Origin of the sequence: Brevundimonas mediterranea, from assembly GCF_011064825.1 — a bacterium.
Taxonomy (GTDB): domain Bacteria; phylum Pseudomonadota; class Alphaproteobacteria; order Caulobacterales; family Caulobacteraceae; genus Brevundimonas; species Brevundimonas mediterranea_A.
In genome coordinates, this window is record NZ_CP048751.1 from 2,263,313 (window position 1) to 2,285,831 (window position 22,519).

General features: G+C 68.0%; 27 protein-coding genes. 19 read left to right on the top strand and 8 right to left on the bottom strand.

The features are described from left to right. Positions 1-4: 4 nt before the first annotated feature. Entirely contained in the window at positions 5-655 is a 651-nt protein-coding gene (locus GYM46_RS11115; protein WP_008264375.1) for a class I SAM-dependent methyltransferase, read from the bottom strand. Next, positions 652-1,620 carry a fatty acid desaturase family protein gene (locus tag GYM46_RS11120; RefSeq protein ID WP_008262802.1) on the bottom strand — a complete coding sequence of 323 codons (969 nt, stop codon included), beginning with the start codon at positions 1,618-1,620 and terminating at the stop codon, positions 652-654. The genes GYM46_RS11115 and GYM46_RS11120 overlap by 4 nt, the downstream gene beginning before the upstream one ends. 127 nt (positions 1,621-1,747) lie before the next feature. Between GYM46_RS11120 and GYM46_RS11125 the strand changes: the two genes are divergently transcribed. The 3 genes from GYM46_RS11125 to GYM46_RS11135 are packed head-to-tail and all read left to right on the top strand — an operon-like array spanning position 1,748 to position 3,321. Then, positions 1,748-2,155, top strand: a complete 408-nt coding sequence (locus tag GYM46_RS11125) for a hypothetical protein (RefSeq protein WP_035310980.1) — start codon at positions 1,748-1,750, stop codon at positions 2,153-2,155. Then, the gene (locus GYM46_RS11130; protein ID WP_008264044.1) at positions 2,152-2,349 is read left to right on the top strand and encodes a helix-turn-helix transcriptional regulator; all 198 of its coding nucleotides are present in this window, start codon (positions 2,152-2,154) and stop codon (positions 2,347-2,349) included. Before GYM46_RS11125 ends, GYM46_RS11130 begins: the two co-directional genes overlap by 4 nt. A 39-nt stretch (positions 2,350-2,388) precedes the next feature. After that, entirely contained in the window at positions 2,389-3,321 is a 933-nt protein-coding gene (locus GYM46_RS11135) for an alpha/beta fold hydrolase (RefSeq protein ID WP_008258689.1), read from the top strand. Here GYM46_RS11135 and GYM46_RS11140 read toward each other — a convergent pair whose 3' ends face one another. The 5 genes from GYM46_RS11140 to GYM46_RS11160 form a co-directional block, all read right to left on the bottom strand. After that, positions 3,322-4,155, bottom strand: coding sequence for a DUF3298 and DUF4163 domain-containing protein (locus tag GYM46_RS11140; protein WP_040349750.1), 834 nt, complete (start codon positions 4,153-4,155; stop codon positions 3,322-3,324). 11 nt (positions 4,156-4,166) lie between these two features. After that, positions 4,167-5,198 (bottom strand): UbiA family prenyltransferase, encoded by a 1,032-nt coding sequence (locus GYM46_RS11145; protein ID WP_040349749.1) that lies wholly within the window; start codon positions 5,196-5,198, stop codon positions 4,167-4,169. Between the two features lie 729 nt (positions 5,199-5,927). Beyond that, a complete protein-coding gene (locus GYM46_RS11150) occupies positions 5,928-6,710 on the bottom strand; it encodes a GIN domain-containing protein (RefSeq protein ID WP_008264122.1) in 783 nt (260 codons plus the stop codon). Then, complete coding sequence (locus tag GYM46_RS11155; RefSeq protein WP_008261069.1) at positions 6,707-7,312, bottom strand: DUF1700 domain-containing protein; 606 nt, start codon at positions 7,310-7,312, stop codon at positions 6,707-6,709. Before GYM46_RS11155 ends, GYM46_RS11150 begins: the two co-directional genes overlap by 4 nt. Continuing rightward, the gene (locus tag GYM46_RS11160) at positions 7,309-7,695 is read right to left on the bottom strand and encodes a PadR family transcriptional regulator (RefSeq protein WP_008261972.1); all 387 of its coding nucleotides are present in this window, start codon (positions 7,693-7,695) and stop codon (positions 7,309-7,311) included. Before GYM46_RS11160 ends, GYM46_RS11155 begins: the two co-directional genes overlap by 4 nt. Before the next feature lie 279 nt (positions 7,696-7,974). Here GYM46_RS11160 and coxB point away from each other — a divergent pair, with 279 nt between their 5' ends. The 12 genes from coxB to GYM46_RS11220 all read left to right on the top strand — a co-directional run bounded on the left by coxB (position 7,975) and on the right by GYM46_RS11220 (position 17,560). Further along, a complete protein-coding gene (coxB, locus tag GYM46_RS11165) occupies positions 7,975-9,015 on the top strand; it encodes a cytochrome c oxidase subunit II (RefSeq protein WP_008264349.1) in 1,041 nt (346 codons plus the stop codon). A gap of 15 nt (positions 9,016-9,030) precedes the next feature. Continuing rightward, positions 9,031-10,710 carry a cytochrome c oxidase subunit I gene (ctaD, locus tag GYM46_RS11170; RefSeq protein WP_008263055.1) on the top strand — a complete coding sequence of 560 codons (1,680 nt, stop codon included), beginning with the start codon at positions 9,031-9,033 and terminating at the stop codon, positions 10,708-10,710. 87 nt (positions 10,711-10,797) lie between these two features. After that, entirely contained in the window at positions 10,798-11,781 is a 984-nt protein-coding gene (gene cyoE / locus GYM46_RS11175) for a heme o synthase (protein WP_008261302.1), read from the top strand. A 3-nt stretch (positions 11,782-11,784) separates the two neighbouring features. Beyond that, positions 11,785-11,955, top strand: a complete 171-nt coding sequence (locus GYM46_RS11180) for a hypothetical protein (protein WP_008261146.1) — start codon at positions 11,785-11,787, stop codon at positions 11,953-11,955. Then, positions 11,952-12,500 (top strand): cytochrome c oxidase assembly protein, encoded by a 549-nt coding sequence (locus GYM46_RS11185; protein ID WP_008263478.1) that lies wholly within the window; start codon positions 11,952-11,954, stop codon positions 12,498-12,500. Before GYM46_RS11180 ends, GYM46_RS11185 begins: the two co-directional genes overlap by 4 nt. Before the next feature lie 4 nt (positions 12,501-12,504). Then, complete coding sequence (locus GYM46_RS11190; protein ID WP_040350181.1) at positions 12,505-12,924, top strand: NUDIX domain-containing protein; 420 nt, start codon at positions 12,505-12,507, stop codon at positions 12,922-12,924. Between the two features lie 265 nt (positions 12,925-13,189). Continuing rightward, the gene (locus GYM46_RS11195) at positions 13,190-14,098 is read left to right on the top strand and encodes a cytochrome c oxidase subunit 3 (RefSeq protein ID WP_008260260.1); all 909 of its coding nucleotides are present in this window, start codon (positions 13,190-13,192) and stop codon (positions 14,096-14,098) included. Then, on the top strand, positions 14,095-14,553 hold the full coding sequence (locus GYM46_RS11200) for a DUF983 domain-containing protein (RefSeq protein WP_008262962.1): 459 nt from the start codon (positions 14,095-14,097) through the stop codon (positions 14,551-14,553). The genes GYM46_RS11195 and GYM46_RS11200 overlap by 4 nt, the downstream gene beginning before the upstream one ends. Continuing rightward, positions 14,550-15,263 carry an SURF1 family protein gene (locus tag GYM46_RS11205; protein ID WP_164952701.1) on the top strand — a complete coding sequence of 238 codons (714 nt, stop codon included), beginning with the start codon at positions 14,550-14,552 and terminating at the stop codon, positions 15,261-15,263. The genes GYM46_RS11200 and GYM46_RS11205 overlap by 4 nt, the downstream gene beginning before the upstream one ends. Positions 15,264-15,313: 50 nt before the next feature. Next, on the top strand, positions 15,314-16,528 hold the full coding sequence (locus GYM46_RS11210) for a M16 family metallopeptidase (RefSeq protein ID WP_008259728.1): 1,215 nt from the start codon (positions 15,314-15,316) through the stop codon (positions 16,526-16,528). 63 nt (positions 16,529-16,591) lie between these two features. After that, on the top strand, positions 16,592-17,149 hold the full coding sequence (locus GYM46_RS11215) for an NADPH-dependent FMN reductase (protein ID WP_008263781.1): 558 nt from the start codon (positions 16,592-16,594) through the stop codon (positions 17,147-17,149). 81 nt (positions 17,150-17,230) lie between these two features. Next, positions 17,231-17,560 carry a hypothetical protein gene (locus GYM46_RS11220; protein ID WP_154726533.1) on the top strand — a complete coding sequence of 110 codons (330 nt, stop codon included), beginning with the start codon at positions 17,231-17,233 and terminating at the stop codon, positions 17,558-17,560. 93 nt (positions 17,561-17,653) lie between these two features. Here the strand turns inward: GYM46_RS11220 and GYM46_RS11225 are convergent, their stop codons facing one another. After that, positions 17,654-17,866, bottom strand: a complete 213-nt coding sequence (locus tag GYM46_RS11225) for a cold-shock protein (protein WP_008260410.1) — start codon at positions 17,864-17,866, stop codon at positions 17,654-17,656. Between the two features lie 237 nt (positions 17,867-18,103). On the opposite strand from GYM46_RS11225, the gene GYM46_RS11230 reads away from it, so the two are divergent. The 4 genes from GYM46_RS11230 to GYM46_RS11245 all read left to right on the top strand — a co-directional run bounded on the left by GYM46_RS11230 (position 18,104) and on the right by GYM46_RS11245 (position 22,478). After that, positions 18,104-18,298: a hypothetical protein gene (locus GYM46_RS11230; protein WP_008262034.1), complete on the top strand. Its 195-nt coding sequence runs from the start codon at positions 18,104-18,106 to the stop codon at positions 18,296-18,298. A gap of 124 nt (positions 18,299-18,422) precedes the next feature. After that, entirely contained in the window at positions 18,423-19,025 is a 603-nt protein-coding gene (locus GYM46_RS11235) for a GNAT family N-acetyltransferase (protein ID WP_008260583.1), read from the top strand. 13 nt (positions 19,026-19,038) lie between these two features. Then, positions 19,039-20,706, top strand: coding sequence for a putative bifunctional diguanylate cyclase/phosphodiesterase (locus GYM46_RS11240; RefSeq protein WP_008264118.1), 1,668 nt, complete (start codon positions 19,039-19,041; stop codon positions 20,704-20,706). 65 nt (positions 20,707-20,771) lie between these two features. After that, a complete protein-coding gene (locus tag GYM46_RS11245; protein WP_008262534.1) occupies positions 20,772-22,478 on the top strand; it encodes a bifunctional protein-serine/threonine kinase/phosphatase in 1,707 nt (568 codons plus the stop codon). Positions 22,479-22,519: the final 41 nt, after the last annotated feature.

Here is a 22,519-nt window from a genome sequence, read left to right on the forward strand (position 1 = left end):
GACCTCAGGGCATGGCCCAGACGGAGGACCGCTTGATTTCCAGGTCCTCCAGCTCTCTGGTCGTGGGCACGCTGTATTCGGCCAGGAAATCCAGGCCCGAGCGGGGAAAATAGGTGCGGCCGGGATCGCCGATCAGGACACGGGTTCCGGCGGCGCGAGCCTGGCCCAGCCAGGCCAGCACGGCCTCGGTCATCGGCTTTTCGTAGCAGATGTCGCCGGCGCAGATGACGTCCACGGCCGGCGGCGGGGCGTCCAGCAGATTGAGCGGTGTGAAGCCTAGGGCCACGCCGTTGGCCTGGGCGTTGGCGGCGACGGCGGCCTGGCAGAAGGGATCGATGTCGGCGCACAGGACCGAGGCGGCGCCCGCCCGCATAGCCGCCACCCCGACCAGGCCCGAACCGGTCGCGAAGTCCAGCACCCGCTTGCCGGCGACCTCTTGCGGGTGATCCAGCAGATAGCGGCTCAGCGCCTGGCCGCCGGCCCAGGCGAAGGCCCAGAAGGGCGGCGGCAGGCCCAGTTCGCCCAGTTCCTCTTCCGTCATGCGCCAGATCGGCGTGATCTCGTCCGCCAGCCACAGCGAGATTTCCGGCGCATGGGGCACGGGCTGGAGACGTGTGTTGGCGTGGATGAAGGCGGCCGGATCGGGGATGGTCATGCCCGGCGACGCGTCGCGGTCTTCAGCACGTCGGCATACCCGGGCGCGACCTCCATGCCGGCGGCCTGGGGACGGGTGTGGACGGCGCGGTGCAGGGCCGGCAGCTTCCAGCACGGCACATGCATGAACAGGTGATGTTCTGCGTGGAAATTGACCCAGTAGGGGGCGATGAAGGCGCGCTCCCACCAGGCGGCGCGGGTGGTTCGGGCGGCGCGGAAGGCGTCGGCGGCCGAGCCGTCGACGCAGGCGTGTTCGGCGATGTTTCTCAGCCGCGTCACCATCGGGAACCAGGTCGCCATCGGCAGCAGCCACAAGGCGAAGAAGGCCCACCAGACCCCCGCCGCGACGAAGCCCGCCAGCAGGAGGGCGTTGAAGGCGAGGAAGGGCAGGACCGAGCGGCCGGTGACGACGGCCTCATATTGGTGGGCGCTATCGCGCATTGTTTGTGCGCCATCGCCCTTCGGGCTGCCTGAGCGCCTTTGGGCCAGCGGCAGCAGCACCCGCTGCTTGAAGAAGGTCTGGCCGGTCAGGTCGCGGATCAGCTTGCGCCGCAGGGAGGCGGGCGAGACGGGAAAGGGCGCCGACAGCATCAGGTCGGGATCCTCCGGCTGCTGGGCGAAGCGGTGGTGGGCCAGGTGATAGGGGCGATAGGCGGTCAGGCTGGCGCCGATCGGCACGGCGCAAAGCCAGTGGCCGAGGAAATCGTTCAGCCGCAGGTTCCGGGACAGGCCGCCGTGCGCCGCCTCGTGCATCAGGATCGCCAGGCCCAGCTGGCGCGTGCCGATCACCATGACGCACAGCGGGATCAGCCAGGGGATCAGCACCCCCGCGACGACCGCAATCGCGATCACGGCCCAGCAGTGGGCGACCAGCAGCGGCCCGACCCATGCCGAGCGGGCCTGGAACGGAGCCCATTCCTCGGGCGTGAACAGGGCGGATGCGGCTAAGCGCGGGGCGGCGGGCATGGCGGCAGTCTAGTCCCTAAGGCGGGTCTGGACAAAGCAATGCGATGATGTGTGGTGTTCCTTACAAAAAGTCAGGTTGACATGACATTTGACCGATGTAAGGTTGGCCTTACACAAGGAGGCGGACATGCTGTCTTTCGGAAAATCGACCACCCCGGCGCACCGGCGATACGTCATTCGCACCATGGCCTTCACCATTCCCTATGTGGCCATTTGCGTGGCCATGATGACGACCGACGCCTTCGACGAAGTGATGGGAAAGCCGGCGGCCTGGGGGCTGGCGGCGGCGGTCTCGGGACCGGTGATCGGCCAGATCTGGGCCGTCTTGTCCTTGATGCGCGAAAGCGACGAGTTCGTCCGCAGCCTTACGGCTAAACAGTTCATCGTCGCTTCGGGACTGGCCATGGCGGTCGCCACCTTCTGGGGCTTCGGCGAGAGCTTCGCAGGCGCGCCCCATATCGAGACCTGGCTGATCGTACCCCTGTTCTGGGGCATGTACGGAATCAGCGCGCCCTTCATCCGGACCAGCCGATGAAGAACCGGCTGAAACTGCTGCGCGTCGAGCGCGGCTGGACCCAGGAGCAACTGGGCCAGGCGCTGGGCGTGTCGCGACAGGCGGTGATCGCCCTGGAGACCGAGCGGCACGATCCCTCGCTGGACCTGGCCTACCGCATCGCTGCGGCCTTCGACCGACCGGTCGAGGAAATCTTCGAGAACCCGCACGCCTGACGGCGGCGGACCAAACCTAAAACCCAAGGGAGACATCCGATGTTCAACGCCTTCTTCAAGGCGCGCCCGCGCCTGCGCGCCGCACTGTTCGGTCTGGCGGTCTGCACCCCGTCGCTGATGGTCGGCGTCACCGCCGCCTTCGCCCAGCCAGGCGCCCAGGCGTCCGCCTTCGTCTCGGACCGCCTGTCCGTGGAGGTGGTGGGGGCGGGCCCCGATGTGATCCTGATCCCCGGCTTCGGCTGTTCGCGGGAAGTGTGGCGGACCACGGCGGATCGGCTGAAGGCGACGCACCGGGTCCATCTCGTGCAGCTGGCGGGCTTCGCCGGCGAGGCCTGGAGTCATGGCGACGGCCCCTTCGTCCAGCCGGTGGTCGAGGAACTGGACCGCTACATCCGCAGTCAAGGGTTGGAGCGGCCGGCGGTGATCGGTCATTCGATGGGCGCCCTGGCGGGACTGGTGCTGGCCCAGCAGCATCCTGAGGCTGTCGGCCGGTTGATGAGCGTGGACAGCCTGCCCTTCTTCGGCGCGCTGCGGGGGCCGCAGGTGACGGTCGAGGCCATGAGACCGGCGGCGGAACAGACGGCGCAGACCCTTCTGGCCCTCTCGGACGAATCCTTCCGCGCCGCCCAGGTCGGCAGCGCCCAGGGCATGACGCGGGACGCGGCATTGCGGGTCAGGCTGGTCGACTGGACGACCGGGTCGGACCGCAAGGCCATGGCGGCGGCCATGCGGGACGTCCTGCTGACGGATGCGCGGCCAGGTCTTGCGAACCTGAGCGTGCCGGTGACCGCCCTCTACGCCTCGGATGCCGACGGCGGGGCGCCCGCCGCCCAGGCGGATCAGGCCTGGGGTCACGAATATGCGACCCTGCCCGGCGTCAAGCTGATCCGGGTCGACGGCAGCCGGCATTTCATCATGGCCGACCAGCCTCAGCGGTTCGCCGAACTGGTGGATCAGTTCCTGGCCGACTGATCAGCCGTTCTTCGGCGTCACGTCCCCCGCCTTGACCGGCGCGCCGGCGAACTCGTCGGCGTAGGCGGGGTTCAGCAGGGAGCGGAAGACCGACTGGGGCAGGGCGATCTGGTAGGGGCCGTCCGAATAGGGGCCGATCTGATAGGCGCCCAGCAGGAAGGTGATCCCGCCCGCCTTGCCCGGCGTCGTGCCCGGCGTCAGGACGAAGGGGGTGGCGACGGCCTTGGGGCAGGTCCACATCTTGCCGCCCAGGGTCGCGGTCTCCGACCCCGGCGAGCGGGCCTGTTTGGCGGCGTTGGCGGCGTCGCACAGGGCCTTGTCCAGGCCCGCCAGATCGGCGCCCGGGCGGAACAGGTCGGCGAAGCCCAGCCGCTTCTTCATCGCCTTGTCCCACAGCACGGCCGAGAAACTGGTGTTGGGATGGGCGCCGCCGGTGAACTCGAAATCGGTGCGGGCCAGGCTGAACAGCTTGCCGGTCTCGGCGCCGGGTTCGAAGGCGATGGTCTTCTCATAGCCGCCGGGGCCGCCGCCGGCCTCGGACAGGTCGGCCTGGGCGCCTTCGGAGAACTGGCGCAGGTCGCGCACGGCGGCGGCGTAGAGGGGGGCGTGCAGGTCGGGCTTGGATTTGACCGCGTCCGGCAGGGTCAGTTTGACCGTGGCGTACTGGGTCTTGGAATCGAAGCCCATCGGGGCGCCGGCGGCGGCGGGACTGACCGGGGCGGCGGCGGTCGGGGTCGGCGCGGAGGCGTCAGCCTTGTCCTCGCGCCTCTGGCAGGCGGCCAAGGTGGCGGCGACGGCGGCGGACAGCAGCAGGATGCGAACGGTGGAGGTCATGGGGGGCTCCTTCACAGGCCGAGGGATCCGAGGGCGAGGGCGGCGAGCAGGATGAAGCCCGCCTCTCGGTTGGACTTGAACAGTTTCAGCGCCAGGGCGCCGTCGGTGCGGTCGAGGCGGAGGACCTGGCGGGTCAGATGGGCCGCGTAGAGGGCCAGGCCCAGCCAGAACAGCGGGCCGAGACCCGCGGCGAGGCCGGCCGAGGCGGCCATGACTAGGCTGATCACATAGAAAACGGCGACGCCGGGGCGGACGGCCGAGGCCAGGCGCCGGGCGGAGGATTTGACGCCGACCATGGCGTCGTCCTCGATGTCCTGAAGGGCGTAGATGGTGTCGTAGCCCAGGGTCCAGAAGACGCCGCCGAGGTAGAGGAGGACGGCGGGGACATAGGCCTGCCAGACCAGGGCGACGGCGTGGCCGCTGTCGCTGGGGGCGGACCAGAGGAAGGGGCGGAACTCGCCGGCGATCTCTGCGGGCAGCAGAAGGGCGGCGGCGGCCAAGGGGAGGGCGGCGGCGAAGCCCATCAGGGCGCCCCAGTTGAAGGTCAAGCCCAGCCAGGCCTGGGGCCACCAGGTGATCCGCTTCATGAAGGGATAGGCGGCGACCAGGGCCAGGGAGCCGACGCCGAGGGCAATGGCGACGACGGGCAGGGTCAGCAGGATCAGCAGGCTGATCAGGCTGCAGCCGATCACGAAGGCCCAGGCCTGTTTGACGCTGATCAGGCCGGCGGGGATGGGGCGTAGGGCGGTGCGGGCGACCTGGGCGTCGAAGTCGCGATCGACGATGTCGTTGAAGGCGCAACCGGCGGCGCGCATCAGACAGGCGCCGATGCCGAAACCGACGAACAGCCACAGGTCATAGAGGCCGGGCGCCTGCCGATACTGGGCCAGGGCCAGGACGATCCCCTGCCAGCCGGGCAGGAGCAGCAGCCAGATGCCGATGGGCCGGTCGAACCGGCCCAGCTTCAGCCAGGGCTTCAGCCGCTGCGGCGCATGGCGATCCACCCAGTTGGCGCCGGCGTCGGGAAGAGGGGCGGAGGTCATGGGCATGGCTTAGCGGGAATGAAGGGCAGGGTGAAGGCGTGACGAAACGCTCCGTCCGTTCGGCGGAGTTTGGAGGCCCTTTGGAAGCGGAGGGCTGGGCGGGGCGCCGGGCCTTCGCCCGGAGTTTGATCTAGAAATACCGTTTCGACGAAGGTTTGACGCCCCGCGCGGTTGGTTGGCCTGCAAGCTCGGGGCGCCGAGCGGTGGCGGTCTTATCGCCTAACCCCATAAGCCTGCGACGGGTCGGCAGGGTCTGCGAAACCCCGTCCCGAGTGCGGCCGAGTATCCCCCTCGACCCTCCGGCGGCGTTTTGAGGCGCCGCCGGCGCGGAGGAGTTGCACCCCCGCTCCCGTTCCATCCGCTCTCGCCGCCGCAAGGTCGCAGGCCTTACGAGCCCTCCAAGCGACGAGACCGGGGAGGATTATAGGGGACGGGGAAACCCCGGCGGGGAAGTCGGGGCGAGAATCTGGCAAGCTGTTGGAATTGCTGGAGTGAGGCCAGCGTCATTGTGACAGTTGGACCCGTTCGGGCCCCCTCCGTCTCGCCGGCTTCGCCGGCGATCCACCTCCCCCAGAGGGGGAGGATTTCGGTGCTCGCATTCCTCCCCCCTTGGGGGAGGTGGATCGCCGGCGAAGCCGGCGAGACGGAGGGGGCCTGTAAGGTTCAGCCCCGCACCACGTTCATGCAGTCGCGGCCCCTCCCCCGCAAGCGAGGGAGGGGCTGGTCCTTTCAGTTCTGATAGACGTCGCCGGAGCCGGCGATTTCGCTGGTCAGCTTGGCGGGGCGGGTCGCCAGGCTGACGTCGCCGGAGCCCGCGATGCTGACCTGGACGTCGCCGGTGGGGGCGATGTCGGCGTCGCCGGAGCCGGCGATGTCGACCTTGGCGTCCTTGGCGTCCAGAGCTCGAAGATCGGCGTCGCCCGAGCCGGCGATGTCGAGGTCCAGGGCGTCGGTGCGGCCCGAGGCGGTGACATCGGCCGAACCCGAGATCGACAGGGCCATCGAGGGCTGGTCATAGCCGCTGATGTCCAGGTCGCCCGAGCCGTTGGAGGCGAAGCGGCGGACATTGGGCGCCGTGACGACGACGCGCAGCTCGTCGCGGTCCGACCGGGCGGAGAAGTTTCCGCCGTCCCAGCCGAACACGATCCGTGTGTCGCCGTCGCCCAGGGACAGGCGGCCATCCGTCAGGGTGACGCGGTCGGTCAGCCTCTTGGGGCCAGTGATGACCACGGTGTTGGCCGGGCCCTGGACGTATTCGACGTCGATGCTGGAATCGATGGTCAGGGCCTCGCCGCCGGTCCAGGTCAGGGTGCGGGTTGTGAAGGGGCCGAGATCGTCGGTCCCGCCGCTCTTGATCCGTTCGAAGCGGATCGACTCGCCGTCCCGGTCCTTGATGGTCCAGGCCCAGCCGTGGCGTTGCAGGTCGTGGCCGCCGAGGGCGATGGCCCCGCCCAGGGTGACCATGCAGAGCACCAGGGCGGCGCCGGCGATGATGAACAGTGTGCGGATCATAGCGAGCCTCCCGTGCTCGTAGCGTCAGACTGGGCGTCGGATTGGGGTTCAAGCGCCGGCTTGAGCAGCCGGTAGTGCAGGCGGGCGAACCAGACGATCCCGTTGACCAGCCAGATGGTGACGATGGTCAGAAGGGCGCCGATGAAGACGGCCCCGGCCATCAGGCCCAGACCCATCAGGACCGCCGCGAACGGGCCGCCGGGGAAGCCGGCGAAGGGGCCGGCCACCATGACGCCGCCGCCCGAGATGAACAGGGCGATGGCGGCGATGAAGAAGCCGAAGAGGGTCCCGACCACGCCCATCAGAATGGGCAGGAGGATCAGGATGTCGACTGCCCCCAGGCCCAGGACGGCGAAGACGGCGGCCGCGGCGGCGGAGGGGTTCTTCTCCTGGCGCCAGCGCTGGATCCCGGCCTCGGCCTTCAGTTCGCGGGCCAGCCGGCCCGGATCGCCCAGGGCGGCGGCCACCTCGGCCTCGGTGCGGCCGGCGGCCAGACCGTCGGCGAAATGGGTCTCATAGTCGGCGACGATGTCGGTCGCCGTGGCGGTCGGAAGGCCGACCAGGCCGCTTCTGAGACGGGCGATGAACTCCGCGCGCGTCATTGTTCCGTTTCCTCCGGTTGAGCCTCGGCCGCCTGGGGCGCCGAAGCCTGGATCGTGTTCGCGTCGCTCGCCAGGACGGCGTCGACGGCTTGGGTGAAGGCCGACCATTCGGCGGTCTGGGCGGCGAGGGCCGTCCGTCCGGCGTCGGTCAGACGATAGTATTTGCGGGACGGGCCGGACGAGGATTCGACCAGATAGGTCTCGACCTGTCCGTCCGACTGCATCCGCCGCATCAGGGGGTAGATGGTGCCTTCCCCCATATCGATCGCGTCCGACAGGCGGCTGGCGATCTCGTAGGCGTAGCTGTCGGCCCGGTTCAGAAGCGCCAGGACGCAAAGCCCCAGAACCCCCTTCTTCAGCTGTATCTCGATGGTTTCGGTCACCTCGATGTCTCCTTTGATGGAGATTGAGTACGACAAGGTACCTTGCGACGCAAGGTACCTGTTTAAACATGACGAAGGTTTAATCCAACGGGGTTCGATGAGGGGGCGGACGGGTTTGGGGCGAGTTTGCGGCGGATGGAGCGGGGATCGCTTGGCAAGCGAAGGGCGATCCGATAGGGACTCAAGGAAGTGACGGGTGGAGAACATGCCCGCGCGAAGACTTGAGATTCGTTCTCAAGTCTCTGCTGAAAAACGATATTGTGGGGACTTCGTATGGGAATGGGGACGCGAGCCCTGGGAAGAGCGAAGGCAGGAGCGACGGCGGCGACGACAGCCGTCGGGATCGCACTGTTCTCCGCCGCGCCGACGTGGGCGCAGGATCTGATGGGCCAGCCGACGCCGGGCGGCATCGATCTTCAGCCGGCCGCCGCGCCGCTGAAGCACGACGCCATCTGGTTCCATGACATCGTCCTGATGCCCGTCATCACCGGCATCACCCTGCTGGTGCTGGGCCTGCTGGCCTGGATCGTGTTCCGCTACAACAAGAGATCCAATCCGACGCCCGCGCGCTGGAGCCACAACACCACGGTCGAGATCATCTGGACCGTTCTGCCGGTGGTGATCCTGGTGGGGATTTCGCTGTTCTCCTTCCGCCTGCTGTTCGCCTATCACGACATGCCGGAACCGGATCTGACGGTGAAGGTGACGGGCAACCAGTGGAACTGGGCCTATGAATATCCCGACCAGGGCGTGGCCGAGTACATCTCCAACATGGTGCCGGAAGGCGAACTGGCCGAGCGCGGCCTGTCGCACGCCGTCTATCGCCTGGCGGCGGACGAGCCGATGGTGGTGCCGGTCGGCAAGACGGTGCGTCTGCTGATCACGGCGTCCGACGTCATCCACGCCGTGGCCCTGCCGGCCTTCGGCCTGAAGACCGACGCCGTGCCCGGCCGGGTCAACGAGACCTGGTTCAAGGCCGAGCGCACCGGCGTCTTCTACGGCCAGTGCTCGGAACTGTGCGGTGTCGATCACGCCTTCATGCCGATCCAGATCAATGTCGTGACCCAGGCCGAGTTCGAACGCTGGATCGCCTCCAAGGGCGGCTCCATGACGCCGAAGACGGCCGAGGCCGCGCCGGGCGGAACCGCCGCTCAGGTCGAGGCCGGCACGACCGGCGCCCCCGTGGTCGGTACGGCGACGACCGGCCCCGAAGCCGGCGCCCAGACCGGCATACCCACCGCCCAGACGGCGACGACGCCGACCGCGCCGACCGTTCAACCCGCTCCCGCCGCGGCCTCCGCCGCGCCGGCCGCCCAGTAAGAGGCGAGCAGTTCCATGGCTGACGCAACCGTTTCGACCCGCGACGTCCTTCCCGCCCACGACGCTCACCACCACGACGATCACAAGGTGGGCTTCTTCACGCGCTGGTTCCTGTCCACCAATCACAAGGACATCGGCACCCTGTATCTGATGTTCGCCATCATGGCGGGCATCGTGGGCGGGGCGCTGTCGGGCCTGATCCGCTGGGAGCTGGCCGAGCCGGGAATCCAGATCTTCAAGGAAGGCTCGTCGATCCAGCTTCTGGGTCTCGTGGAGCAGTCCAAGCACGGCTATAATGCGGTGGTCACCGCCCACGCCCTGATCATGATCTTCTTCATGGTCATGCCCGCCATGATCGGCGGCTTCGGCAACTGGTTCGTGCCGATCATGATCGGGGCGCCGGACATGGCCTTCCCGCGCATGAACAACATCTCCTTCTGGCTGCTGGTCGCCGCCTGGTGCCTGTTGATCCTGTCGATGTTCGTCGACGGCGGGCCGGGCAAGGGCTTCGGCGGGGGCTGGACGGCCTATCCGCCCCTGTCGACGGTGGGCCACGTCGGCCCGGCCTTCGACCTGGCCATCTTCGCCCTGCACGTCGCGGGCGCCAGCTCCATCCTGGGCGCGATCAACTTCATCACCACCATCCTGAACATGCGCGCGCCGGGCATGACCCTGCACCGGATGCCGCTGTTCGCCTGGTCGGTGCTGATCACCGCCTTCCTGCTGCTGCTGTCGCTGCCCGTCCTGGCCGGCGCCATCACCATGCTGCTGACCGACCGCAACTTCGGCACCCACTTCTTCGACCCGGCCGGCGGCGGCGACCCGATCATGTACCAGCACCTGTTCTGGTTCTTCGGCCACCCGGAGGTCTACATCCTGATCCTGCCGGGCTTCGGCATCATCAGCCACATCGTCTCGACCTTCAGCCGCAAGCCGGTGTTCGGATACCTGGCCATGGCCTACGCCATGGTGGCCATCGGCTTCGTCGGCTTCGTGGTCTGGGCGCACCACATGTACACGGTCGGAATGAGCGTGAACCTGCGCGCCTATTTCATCGCCGCGACCATGATCATCGCCGTGCCGACCGGGGTGAAGATCTTCAGCTGGATCGCCACCATGTGGGGCGGGTCCATCAGCTTCAAGACGCCCATGCTGTGGGCCATCGGCTTCATCTTCCTGTTCACCGTCGGCGGGGTGACCGGCGTGGTCCTGTCGAACGCCGGCATCGATTACAGCCTGCACGACACCTATTACGTGGTGGCCCACTTCCACTATGTCCTGTCGCTGGGCGCCGTCTTCGCCATCTTCGCGGGCTTCTACTACTGGTTCGAGAAGATGTTCGGGGTGAAGTACAACGAGTTCCTGGGCGCGACCCATTTCTGGATCATGTTCGTGGGCGTGAACCTGGTGTTCTTCCCGCAGCATTTCCTGGGCCTGCAGGGGATGCCGCGCCGCTATATCGACTACCCGGACGCCTTCACCCTGTGGAACCAGATCTCGTCGATCGGTTACGCGATCACGGCCGTGGGGGTGCTGGTCTTCCTGGTCATGCTGGCCGAGGCCGCCATTCGCCGCCGGCCGGGCGTCGCCAATCCGTGGGGCGAGGGCGCCACGACCCTGGAATGGACCCTGTCCTCGCCGCCGCCGACCCACCAGTTCAACGAACTGCCGGTGGTCAAGGGCGACGAGCACTGATCCCGGGCTGACATCCCGAACGGCGGGCCGCTCTTTCCACGGAAGGGGCGGCCTTCTGCTTTGGGGTATGCTATGCGGCCCTCACCCATGACACCCGAACCCATGACCCAGGACGTCCAGACCCGCCCCGCGATTTCGACCGCCCAGCCGGAAGACTTCTTCCAGCTGCTGAAGCCGCGCGTCATGTCGGTGGTGGTCTTCACCGCCGCGACCGGACTGGTGATGGCGCCGGGATCGATGAATCCGCTGGTCGCCGCCATCGCCATCCTGTGCATCGCCGTGGGCGCAGGCGCGGCCGGGTCGCTGAACATGGCGCTGGAAGGCGAGACCGACGCCCTGATGCGGCGCACGCGCGGCCGGCCGGTGGCGGCGGGGCGGGTGCGCAAGAATGACGCCATGGCCTATGGCGTCATCCTCAGCCTGTTCTCGGTCATGCTGCTGGGGATGAACACCAACTGGTTCGCGGCCGGGCTGCTGGCCCTGACCATCGTCTATTACGCCGGCTTCTACACCCTGTTGCTGAAGCGCAGGACGCCGCAGAACATTGTCATCGGCGGGGCGGCGGGCGCCTTTCCGCCGGTGATCGGCTGGGCGGCGGCGACGGGCCAGGCGCCTTGGCAGGCCTGGCTGCTGTTCCTGATCATCTTCCTGTGGACCCCGCCGCACTCCTGGGCCTTGGCCCTGTATTCGGCCGGCGACTACGCCAAGGCGGGCATACCGATGATGCCGGTGGCGCGGGGGGCCAGGTCCACCCGGCTGCAGATCCTGATCTATTCGCTGGTCTTCGTGGCCTCGGCCGTGGCCCCGGCCCTGGTGGGCATGGGCGGGATGATCTACGCGGTGGTGTCGGTCGCCGGCGGCCTGGGCTTCCTGGGCCTGGCCTGGCGGCTGTACCGCTCGCGCGCCGGCGACGAGCCGGACAAGGCCGACACCGTGGGACGCGAGGCCGCATTGTATGATGTGAAGGTCCAGGCCAAACCGGCGCGTGACCTGTTCGCCTTTTCGATCCTGTATCTGGTCGCCCTGTTCTCGGCCTTCCTGGTCGAGGCGGTGGCGGGCCTGGGAGCCTGAACCATGCGTCTGACGCCCGAGGAACTGCGCGCCCGCAAGCGCCGCAACGTCTGGATCGCGACGGCCCTGGTGGCCTTCATCGTCCTGGTCTTCACCACCACGGTCCTGCGCCTGCAACAGAACCAGGCGGCTGAGCGCGCCCTGTTGCAAGAGGCGACGGGGGCGCCGCGATGAACAATCCCGGCCGCAAGAACCTGATCGCCATCGTCTGCGTCCTGGGCGTGATGGGGATGACGGGCGCGGCCTTCGCGGCTGTGCCCCTGTACCGGATGTTCTGCCAGGTCACGGGCTTCGACGGCACGGTGCGCCGGGCCGACAAGGCGCCGGACACGGTGCTGGACCAGACGGTGCTGGTGCGATTCGACACAAACGTGCGCGGCCTGCCCATGACCTTCCGCGCCGAACAGACGACCCAGAGGGTGCGGATCGGCGAGACGGGCCTGGCCTATTTCGACGTCACCAACACCTCGGACCAGCCGATCCAGGTGCGGGCCGGGTACAATGTCGTGCCGGAATACACCGGCCCCTATTTCCAGAAGCTGCAATGCTTCTGCTTCTCGGATCAGACCCTGGCGGCGGGCGAGACGCGCCAATTCCCGGTCCAGTATTTCATCGCCCCCGAACTGGCCACGGATCGCGAAGCCAGGGGCGCGCGCGAGATCACCCTGAGCTACACCTTCTATCCGTCGGTCGATGCGCCGACGGGGCCGAACGCCTGATTTCGTGGCCCGACCGGGTGTGGACTTTCCGGGCGTCGGCTGCGGGCTGGTGATCCAGCGCGCCGACGGGCGGGTGCTGCTGTGCAAGCGGCTGAAGGCCCCTGAGGCGGGACACTGGAACATCGTCGGCGGCAAGGTCGATCACATGGAAATCTCCGCCGAGGCCGCGCGTCGCGAGGCCGAAGAGGAGAGCGGCCTGACGATCGGCGCGGTCGAGTTCCTGTGCGTGTCGGAAGAAATCATCGCGGCGGACCGCCAGCACTGGGTGTCGCTGATCTATCTGGCGCGCGACTTCACCGGCGAGCCGTGGCTGACCGAGCCGGACAAGCTGTCGGAGATCGGCTGGTTCGATCCGACCGATCCGCCGCAACCCTTGTCGGTGTTCTCGAAGACGGCCTTTGAGGCCCTGAAGGCGCGGGTGTAGCGCCGCAACCCCGTCACCCTCGGGCTCGTCCCGAGGGTCCACGCCTAATGCGATTACAAGCTGTGGAGTTTAGACACCGGACCCTCGCCCGACCTGAGGTGCGGCGGACAGGTGGACCCTCGGGACGAGCCCGAGGGTGACGCGTTTGGGGGCGGCCTGGAGATCGCGGCGGAAACACGGCGGCGCACTGGCGCGACGCAAAAGCGGCGGTTATAGCTGGGGGATAAGGCGAGTTCATCGCCAGCCCAATATAGAGATGAAACGCATGGCCGACGCGCACGCCGCTCCGCACCACGACTATCACCTCGTGCCGCCCAGTCCGTGGCCGCTGCTGTCGTCCATTGCGGCGACCATCATGTTCATCGGCGCCGTGATCTGGATGAAGGGGCTGGCGCCGGCCGAGAACGGGCCGATCGCCGCCAACTTCCTGGCCGAAGGCAAGCCGGGCGTCTTCTTCGCCGGTCTGGCGGGGGTTCTGCTCTCGGCCATCGGCTGGTGGTCGGACGTGATCAAGGAATCCAAGGCGGGCGACCATACGCCGGTCGTCTCGATCGGCCTGCGCTACGGCATGATCCTGTTCATCGCGTCGGAGGTGATGTTCTTCGTCGCCTTCTTCTGGATGTTCTTCGACATGGCCCTGTTCCATGAATCGCGGGCCCTGACGCCGGAAGTCGGGACCTGGGCGGACACGGCCAAGGCCTGGTCGACCTGGCCGCCCAAGGGGGTCGAGGTTCTGTCGCCCTGGCAGCTGCCGCTGCTGAACACCGTGACCCTGCTGCTGAGCGGCTGCACCGTCACCTGGGCCCACCACGCGATCCAGGTCGGCGACCGCAAGGGCGCCAAGATCGCCCTGATCATCACCGTGGCCCTGGGCGTCTTCTTCACCAGCGTTCAGGCCTATGAATACCAGCACATCCTGCACGAGCACCTGTTCTTCAATGAGGAAGCCGCCAACTCGGGCCTGTATGGGTCGATCTTCTTCATGGCGACCGGTTTCCACGGCTTCCACGTCCTGATCGGCACCATCTTCCTGGCGGTCTGCCTGATCCGCCTACTGGCCGGCGACTTCACCCCGCAGAAGCATTTCGGCTTCGAGGCGGCGGCCTGGTACTGGCATTTCGTGGACGTGGTCTGGCTGTTCCTGTTCGCCTTCGTCTACGTCGTCTTCGGTTGATCCCGGACACCACCGACAAGATCGCGGCGGCGGGGGACGAGGGATCGTCTCCCGCCGTCGCCGTTTCCGCCGTGCGGGCGGGACTGAAGGGGCGGTGCCCGCGCTGCGGCCAGGGGCGTCTGTTCGCCGGCTTCCTGAAGGTGCGGGCGGGATGCGAGGCCTGCGGGCTGGATTTCTCGACCATCCAGACCGGCGACGGGCCGGCCAGTTTCATCATGCAGATCGCGGGCTTTCTGGTCGGGTTTTCGGCCCTGGCGGTGGAGATCAAATTCCATCCGCCCATGTGGCTGCACCTGATCGTCTGGCTGCCGCTGGTCGCAGCCCTGTCGCTGGCGCTGATGCGGCCGGGGCGCGGGCTGATGATCGGCTTGCAGTACAGGAACCAAAGCGCCCCCTCCACCGCTGCGCGGTCCCCCTCCCCCGATCCGCTTCGCTCCACGGGGGAGGATATATGAGGCGGTTTCCCTGGATATTGACGCTGCTGACGGTCGCGGCCCTGGTCCTGCTGATCGGGTTGGGCCTGTGGCAGGTCGAGCGGCTGAAGTGGAAAGAGGGGCTGATCGCGGCGTCCGAGGCGGCGGCGGCCAAGCCGCCCGCGCCGCTGGATCAGGTGCTGGCGGCCGATCCGGACGGGGGCGATCTGGAGTTCCGCAAGGCGTTGATCGTCTGTCCGGGTCTGGCGACCGCGCCCTATGTCGAACTGCAGTCCATCCATGACGGCGTGGCGGGGGTGCGGCTGATCTCGGCCTGCCGGCCCGTCGATGCGGATTTCAGCCTGCTGATCGACCGGGGCTTCGTCGCCGACGAGATTTCAGGCCGGCCGCGCGTGGCGGAGTCCACCCTGCCGCTGGTGCTGATCGGCGAGTTCCGCCGCTTCGATCCGCCGGGCGGCATGACGCCGTCCCCGACGAACGGCCGCTTCTATGGCCGCGACACGGCGGCCATGGCCAGGGCCCTGAAGGTCCAGGGCCCGGTGCGGCCCGAGGCGGTGTTCGCCGTCAGCCCGACCAATCCCGAGTTCGGCGCCCTGAAGCCGTCCGCCCCGCCGGCGGCCTTTTCCAACAATCATTTCGGTTACGCCCTGACCTGGTTCGGGCTGGCGATTGTGCTGGCGGGCTTCTATGTGGCCCTGCTTCGAAGACGCCTGAAGAAAGACACCCCCTGACCGCCACCCTGCACACCCTGTCCAACGGCGTCCGCGTCATCTGCGACCCCATGCCCGGCCTGAAGACCCTGGCCGTCGTCGTCACCGTCAAGGGCGGGGCGCGGTGGGAGCCGCAGGATCGCTCAGGCTGGTCGCACCTGCTGGAGCATCTGGTGTTCAAGGGCGCCGGCGACATGGCCGCGCGCGAGATCGTCGAGCGGATCGAGGCCGAGGGCGGCACGATCAACGCCTCCACCGGCTATGAGCGGACCAGTTTCGAGGTGCGGGGGCTGGAAGGCACCCTGGCGCTGAACATGCAGGTGCTGTCGGACCTGGTGTTCCGGCCTGCCCTCGACCCCGCCGAGATCGAGCGCGAAAAGGACGTGGTGGCCCAGGAGATCGCCGAGGCCTTCGACACCCCCGACGACCATGTGTTCGAGATGGTCCAGACGCGCGCCTTCACCGGCCAGCCGCTGGGCCGGCCGATCCTGGGCTCGGTCGACAGCCTGAAGCCGGCGGACAAGGCCAGCGTCGAGGCCTGGCGCGCGCGGCTGTATTCGCCCGACCGGATGGTGGTGTCGGCGTCCGGCGCGGTGGAGGAGGGCGAACTGCTGGCCCTGGCCGAGCGCTGGTTCGGCGACGCGGTCGCGACCCCGGTTCCGGCCCCGGCGCCGGCGGCCTTCGTCGGCGGGCATGCGACCCTGACGCGCAAGATCGAACAGGCCAATCTGGTGTTCCAGCTGCCGGCCCTGTCGGCGACCGATCCGGCTCTGTCGTCGATGCGGCTGTTCGGCGAGATCCTGGGCGGGGGCATGGCCTCGCGCCTGTTCCAGAGCGCGCGCGAGGAGCGGGGCCTGGCCTACGCCATCGACGCCTATCAGGAGCCTTACGAGGACACCGGGGTGCTGGGCATCTATGCGGGCGCGGCGGCGGATCGGGCGAAGGAGCTGGCCCAGGTGGCGGCGGGCGAGGTGCGGGCCCTGGCCGAGACCGGGCCGACCGAAAAGGAGCTGTCGCGGGCCAAGGCGGTGATGAAGGCCGGTCTGTGGATGTCGGACGAGAACCCGATGAGCCGGGCGGGACGCAACGCGGCCCAGACCCTGATCTTCGGCGCGCCCCGGTCCAGCCTCTCCATGACCGAACAGCTGGAGGCCCAGACGGTCGAGGCCGTGCGGGCGGTCGGCGGTCGGATGCTGGCGGGGGGGCAGGCGGCCAGCGCCGTCCTGGGGCCGAAGTCGGCGGCGCCGGCGGGGGAGGCGTTCGCGGCGGCCCTGTTCGGGGGGTAGGGAACATCCACCCTCGGCATCTGTTATGCTGACGCTTGAACCATCCAAACCCGGAGCCGCCCCATGTCCGTCCGTGTCGCCCTGATCGTCGGCAGCCTGCGCGAGGGCTCCTATTCCCGCGCCATCGGGCTCGAGATGAAGGCCTTGGCCGCGCCCGAGCTGGAGCTGGACCTGATCGAGATCGGCGACCTGCCGCTGTATAATCCCGACCTGGATACGGAGACGCCGCCGGCGGCCTGGTCGCGGTTCCGAGAGGAGTTGGCGACGACCCAGGCCGTGCTGTTCGTGACGCCGGAATACAATCGCTCCGTCCCCGGCGCCCTGAAGAACGCCCTGGACGTCGGCTCGCGCCCCTACGGCCAAAGCGTCTGGGCGGCCAAGCCCGCCGCCATCGTCAGCGTCTCGCCCGGCGCCCTGGCCGCCTTCGGCGCCAACCATCACCTGCGCCAGCCCCTGGTCTTCCTGAACATGCCCACCATGCAGCAGCCGGAAGCCTATATCGGCAATGTCGCCGGTCTGCTGAACGAAGAGGATGGGACGCTGAAGAACGAGGGGACGCGGGAGTTCCTGAAGGGGTTCCTCGATGCGTTCGCGGGGTGGATCGAGACGACGAAGGGGTGAGGCTGTCGCCAGTAAAACCATGCGGAGCGAATGCTCGACATGGTTGATAGAGCGTGTAGCATCCGTTGTCGGAGGCGATTCATGCAAAAGTGGCTCACGATCCTTAGCGGCGTTGTCCTCGCTTCATGTGGCGATGGCTCATACTCATCCGCTGCAGAAGATACGTCGTCGGAATTTGTCCAAAGCACCTCAAGCACTGGCATGCCAACTGCGACCCGCTCTATGGACTTTGAATCGTGCCTCACTGCGATTCGCAGCATGGCGGACGATCTTGCGATCGCGCCGGTGAACATCGTCGAAAGCAACGAACTAAGAATTGTCCGCTTCAATACGAGCGACGGATCAGTGCTTGTGACCTGCTCGCGACCGGACCGAAAAATGATTGTCGTGCAAAGCCCGCATCAAGGATAGCTCGGCCATCTTTCCGGTTACATTGCGACGCCCCAATTGAAAACGGCGGCTCCTTTCGGAGCCGCCGTCGCCATATCAGCCGTGAAGCTGAAATCAGCCGATGGTTTGCAGCTGGCCAGCGGATTCCTTGCCCGAACGCTTGTCGCGTTCCAGCTCGTAGGAAACCTTCTGGTTTTCATCCAGGCCGCGCAGGCCAGCGCCTTCAACGGCGGAGATGTGGACGAAGACGTCCTTGCCGCCGTCGTCGGGTTGGATGAAGCCGTAACCCTTGGTCGGGTTGAACCATTTGACAGTGCCGGTAGCCATTTTGAGACCTCCGTTAGAAGTTGACCGAGGGAACGTCCCTTCGGCCTGTCGGGTCTGAATGGGAGCGGCCTTGACTCGTGCGTTCGCAGAGAGAGTGGGCGTTACGCAGAGAGATCGACGAAGTCTATGTACTCAGGTCTTCGTGACAAATGCAAGCGCGGCCGCAACAAGGATTTTACAGTCGGTGGAACGGTCCAGCTTGGAGCGCGTTAGATTGGTACACGCAAAGGCTCTACCATGAACCGCATCCACGTTGTGGAGCGCGCCTACCAGCTCGCCCGCACTCCTGACTGTCTGAACACCGGCGACGTCGTCAAGGCCCTGTCTGCCGAAGGCTATTCCGGCGCCGAGATGTCCCATTTCCAGGGCAGCTCGATCCGCGCCGATCTGAACCGCATCTGCAAGATCCCGGTCGAGACCGAGGTCGCCTGATCAAACCTGGCCGACGCCGTGATCGTCGGTCCGAGTGTAACGCCTCGGAAACAAAACTCCGTCGCGGATCAGATTCGCGTGCATCTGTCGCCAAGCGGGCGGCGGCGCGCTAGGTTGTGTTTCGATGGCCCTCCTGGACTGGATGAGCGATGTAGCCGGACCCGTGGTCCGGGGCGACGGCGTGCTGTTGAGGCCGCCGCGGGCGTCCGATTATGCAGCCTGGTCCGCCCTGCGCGACGGGTCGCGCGACTATCTTCAACCGTGGGAGCCGGCCTGGCCGGACGACGATCTGAGCAAGGGCGCGTTCCGGCGTCGGCTGTCGATCTATGCGCGGGAGATGGAGCTGGGCAACGCCTGGCCGTTTTTCGTCTTCGTCGACGGCGGCAAGACCCTGGTCGGCGCCGTCACCCTGTCGAACGTGCGCCGCGGCGTCGCCGAGACCGGCACCCTGGGCTACTGGATCGGCCAGCCCTACGCCGGGCGCGGCTATGCGACGGCGGCGATGCGGGCGGTGGTCGGCTACGCCTTCGACCGGCTGAAACTGCACCGGCTGGAGGCGGCCTGCCTGCCGACCAACCAGGCCTCGCGCCGGGTGCTTGAGAAATCGGGCTTCCAGAACGAGGGTCTGGCGCGGGCTTATTTGAAAATTAACGGCGAGTGGGCAGATCATCTGCTGTTCGGCCTCGTCGAGGACGAGATCGATCGCGGCGGCCGGACGCCGTCTTGAGAGGGCGACAGCTTTGACCGCGCGACCCCGATCCCTGGCCTGGGACGCCACGAGCGCCATCGAGGCGCTGGCGGCCGCCGACACGGCCCTGTGGGTCTGGACGCCGTCGCAGGATCAACTGCGGTTCACCGGCGCGACGCGCGTCCTGGGCCTGGGGCCGCTGGCGCCGGAATGTTCGGGCGCCGGCTTCGTCGCCTCGACCCTGCCGCAGGACCGGTCGCTGGCCGAGAAGATGCTGAAGCCCCAGGACGAAGGGACCGAGGTCGCCGTGCGCCTGCGCATGCGCGGATCCGACACCTGCATGTGGCGCGGGGTCTGGCTGGAGGACGGGCTGCGCGCCGCCGGGGTGGTGGCGCTGGAGACCAAGTTCGCCGGGTCGGACCGGGATGCGCTGACCGGCCTGCTGGATCGCCGGGCCTTCATCACGCGGGTCGGCGAGGTCCTGACCCAGGCCGGCGAATACGAGATCGTGGTCGGCGACGTCGACCGTCTGAGGCGGCTGAACGAGGCCCTGGGCCACGAACGGACGGATCTGGTGCTGTCGGCCCTGGGGTCGCGCCTGGCGGCCGCCTTCTCCAAGGAGGCCTCGCCTGCGCGGATCGGCGAGGACGAGTTCGCCGTCATCGTGCAGAAGACCGCCTCACACGCCAGCTTTCGCCTGCGCGAGGCGCTGGAGCAGCCGCTGCGGGTCGCGGGCTTCGACATCTATCCGACCGTCTCCATCGGGGCCGTGGTGGTCGAGGGCGGGCCGGACGCGCCGGACGCCTCCGAGCTGCTGCGCCGGGTCGAACTGGCGGTCGAATCGGCCAAGGGCGCCGGGCGCGGCGGATCGGCCGCCTATGGCCGGGCGCTGGAGAGCGACAGCCTGAGCCGTCTGGCGCTGGAGGCGGATCTGAGGAACGCCTTCGTGCGCGGCGAGATCGTGCCCTTCTTCCAGCCCATCGTGAACCTGAAGACCGGGGCGGTGGCGGGCTTCGAGGCCCTGGCGCGCTGGCGTCACCCCAAACGCGGCCTGGTCCCGCCGGACGAATTCCTGGGCCTGACCGCCGACCTGGGCATGATGAACGACCTGGGCCTGCTGATGATGACCCAGTCGGCGCGGCAACTGGCCGAATGGATCCAGCGCCACCCCCTGGCCGGCAAGCTGTTCTGCAGCGTCAACCTGTCGGTCGGCGAGATCGAGCGGCCGCACCTGTGCGAGGACGTGGCCCGGATCATCAAGGAAAGCGGCCTGCCCAAGGGGGCGCTGAAGCTGGAAGTGACCGAGGGCGACATCATGCGCGACACCGCGCACGCCGCCGAGGTGCTGCAGTCGCTGAAGGACGTCGGGGCGTCGCTGGCGCTGGACGACTTCGGCACCGGCTTCTCGTCGCTGTCGTATCTGGCGCGCCTGCCGTTCGATACGCTGAAGATCGACCGCTATTTCGTCCTGACGATGAACAAGGACGAGGGCTCGGCCAAGATCGTCAAGTCGGTGGTCAATCTGGGCCGCGACCTGTCGCTGGAAGTCGTCGCCGAAGGGGTGGAGAACGCCGAACTGGCCGCCCTGCTGCTGGAGGCCCAGTGCCACTACGGCCAGGGCTTCGGCTATGCGCCGGCGCTCCCGGCGCAGGAGGCGGAGGTCTATCTGGCCGAGAGCCTGGCGGACGGCACGGCGCCGCTGAAGCAGCGGTCGGCGTAGATTTCACTTTCCAAGTTTCGCACGCCTAGGCCTTGTGCCTAGGATGGCGGCTCGGGGAGGGGATCGTGACCGACGCCAGACTGGAGATCGCCGCCGGCTTCGCCACTGCGCAGGGGCCGAAGGCGGACAATCAGGATTTCGGCGGGGTGCATCTGGGCACCCCGGCCGAGCAGCGCGAGCATGGGGTCGTGGCGGTCATCGCCGACGGGGTGTCGGGCTCGAAGGCCGGGCGGATGGCGGCCGAGCTGACGACGCGCAGCTTCATCGACGGCTATCTGGACCAGAACCCGCTGAACGGCATCGCCGCCAACGGGATCAAGGCGCTGCGGGGTTTCAACCGCTGGCTCCATGCGCGGGGCAAGATCGATCCGGCCATGGAGGCGGCGGCGACCACCTTCACCGCCCTGATCCTGCGCGGACGGGAGGCGGTGGCGCTGCATGTGGGGGACAGCCGGGCGTATCATTTTCGCGACGGGGTGCTGACGCGCCTGACCGAGGATCACACCCGGGCGCAGCAGGGGCTGAGCCATGTGCTGTACCGCGCCGTCGGGATCGAGGCGGACGTCAAGCTGGACGTGCGTCATGTCGGCCTGGCGCCGCATGACCGGCTGCTGCTGACCACGGACGGGGTTCACGGGGTGCTGACGGACGAGGCGCTGGCGCGGCTGCTGGCGCGGCGCGGATCGCCCGACGCCGACGCCCAGGCCATTCTGGCCGAGGTGGCCGAGGCGGGCGCGCGCGACAACGCGACCGTCCTGGTCATCGACGTCATGGGGATCGGGGCGCCCGACTGGGAGGCGATCACCGCCGAGGCCGAGGGGCTGGCCATCCTGCCGCCGCCGAAACAGGGCGAGACGGTGGACGGGTTCCATCTGGAGCGGCTGGTGGCGGACGGCCGCTACACCCGGCTGTTCCTTGCGCGGTCCGGCGACGCCCGGTCCGGCGACGAGAGGGTCGTCCTGAAGTTTCCCAAGCCTGCGGCGGTGTCGGAGCGGGGGGCGCGGACCGCCTTCCTGCGCGAGGCCTTTATCGGGCGGCGGATCGACAGCCCTTTCGTCGGCAAGGTGCTGAGCCTGGATGCGGGGCGCCAGAGCCGGCTCTATATCGTCCAGCCCTTCTATCCGGGCCAGACCCTGCATGCGCGGCTGGCCGAGGACGGGCCGTTCGAGATCGCCGAAGGGATCGGCGTGGCCCTGAAGCTGGCGCGGGGCGTGGCGGCCCTGCACCGGGCGGGGGTGACGCACCGCGACATCAAGCCGGACAATGTGATCCTGGAGACGAACGGCGGGCTGAAGCTGGTCGATCTGGGCGTGGCGCGGCTCAAGCGGGCCGAGGAGTTCGCCGAGGCCGAGGCGCCCGGCACCCCCGGCTACAAGGCGCCCGAAATGTACGACGGCGAGAGCGGGAGCGCCGCCACCGATCAGTTCGCCCTGGGCGTGACCCTGTACCGGCTGTTCACCGGCGCCTATCCGTGGGGCGAGGTCGATCCGTCGGACGCGCCGCGCTTCGACCGCGCGCCCGTATCGCTCGGACGACGCCGGCCCGACATGCCCGCCTGGCTGGAGGCCGCCGTCATGCGCGCCGTTTCCGTCGATCCGGATGAACGGTTCGAGGACGTGGAGGAGCTGATCCATGTGCTGGAGACGGGCAGCGCCGCCGCCGCGCCCGCGCCCCGCCCCCTGTCGCTGATCGAGCGCGATCCGGTGCGGTTCTGGCAGGGGCTGTGTCTGGTCCTGGTCGTGCTGCTGATGGTGTCGCTGGCGACGCGATAGGCGCGGCTATGACACGCCGTTCGGCAATATCGCCGTCGGGT

What these genes read in the sequence shown, in the direction of transcription:
- GYM46_RS11115 (WP_008264375.1), bottom strand. Translation starts at nt 655, where the DNA reads ATGACCATCCCCGATCCGGCCGCCTTCATCCACGCCAACACACGTCTC.
- GYM46_RS11120 (WP_008262802.1), bottom strand. Translation starts at nt 1,620, where the DNA reads ATGCCCGCCGCCCCGCGCTTAGCCGCATCCGCCCTGTTCACGCCCGAG.
- GYM46_RS11125 (WP_035310980.1), top strand. Translation starts at nt 1,748, where the DNA reads ATGCTGTCTTTCGGAAAATCGACCACCCCGGCGCACCGGCGATACGTC.
- GYM46_RS11130 (WP_008264044.1), top strand. Translation starts at nt 2,152, where the DNA reads ATGAAGAACCGGCTGAAACTGCTGCGCGTCGAGCGCGGCTGGACCCAG.
- GYM46_RS11135 (WP_008258689.1), top strand. Translation starts at nt 2,389, where the DNA reads ATGTTCAACGCCTTCTTCAAGGCGCGCCCGCGCCTGCGCGCCGCACTG.
- GYM46_RS11140 (WP_040349750.1), bottom strand. Translation starts at nt 4,155, where the DNA reads ATGACCTCCACCGTTCGCATCCTGCTGCTGTCCGCCGCCGTCGCCGCC.
- GYM46_RS11145 (WP_040349749.1), bottom strand. Translation starts at nt 5,198, where the DNA reads ATGACCTCCGCCCCTCTTCCCGACGCCGGCGCCAACTGGGTGGATCGC.
- GYM46_RS11150 (WP_008264122.1), bottom strand. Translation starts at nt 6,710, where the DNA reads ATGATCCGCACACTGTTCATCATCGCCGGCGCCGCCCTGGTGCTCTGC.
- GYM46_RS11155 (WP_008261069.1), bottom strand. Translation starts at nt 7,312, where the DNA reads ATGACGCGCGCGGAGTTCATCGCCCGTCTCAGAAGCGGCCTGGTCGGC.
- coxB (WP_008264349.1), top strand. Translation starts at nt 7,975, where the DNA reads ATGGGGACGCGAGCCCTGGGAAGAGCGAAGGCAGGAGCGACGGCGGCG.
- ctaD (WP_008263055.1), top strand. Translation starts at nt 9,031, where the DNA reads ATGGCTGACGCAACCGTTTCGACCCGCGACGTCCTTCCCGCCCACGAC.
- cyoE (WP_008261302.1), top strand. Translation starts at nt 10,798, where the DNA reads ATGACACCCGAACCCATGACCCAGGACGTCCAGACCCGCCCCGCGATT.
- GYM46_RS11180 (WP_008261146.1), top strand. Translation starts at nt 11,785, where the DNA reads ATGCGTCTGACGCCCGAGGAACTGCGCGCCCGCAAGCGCCGCAACGTC.
- GYM46_RS11185 (WP_008263478.1), top strand. Translation starts at nt 11,952, where the DNA reads ATGAACAATCCCGGCCGCAAGAACCTGATCGCCATCGTCTGCGTCCTG.
- GYM46_RS11195 (WP_008260260.1), top strand. Translation starts at nt 13,190, where the DNA reads ATGGCCGACGCGCACGCCGCTCCGCACCACGACTATCACCTCGTGCCG.
- GYM46_RS11205 (WP_164952701.1), top strand. Translation starts at nt 14,550, where the DNA reads ATGAGGCGGTTTCCCTGGATATTGACGCTGCTGACGGTCGCGGCCCTG.
- GYM46_RS11210 (WP_008259728.1), top strand. Translation starts at nt 15,314, where the DNA reads ATGCCCGGCCTGAAGACCCTGGCCGTCGTCGTCACCGTCAAGGGCGGG.
- GYM46_RS11215 (WP_008263781.1), top strand. Translation starts at nt 16,592, where the DNA reads ATGTCCGTCCGTGTCGCCCTGATCGTCGGCAGCCTGCGCGAGGGCTCC.
- GYM46_RS11220 (WP_154726533.1), top strand. Translation starts at nt 17,231, where the DNA reads ATGCAAAAGTGGCTCACGATCCTTAGCGGCGTTGTCCTCGCTTCATGT.
- GYM46_RS11225 (WP_008260410.1), bottom strand. Translation starts at nt 17,866, where the DNA reads ATGGCTACCGGCACTGTCAAATGGTTCAACCCGACCAAGGGTTACGGC.
- GYM46_RS11230 (WP_008262034.1), top strand. Translation starts at nt 18,104, where the DNA reads ATGAACCGCATCCACGTTGTGGAGCGCGCCTACCAGCTCGCCCGCACT.
- GYM46_RS11235 (WP_008260583.1), top strand. Translation starts at nt 18,423, where the DNA reads ATGGCCCTCCTGGACTGGATGAGCGATGTAGCCGGACCCGTGGTCCGG.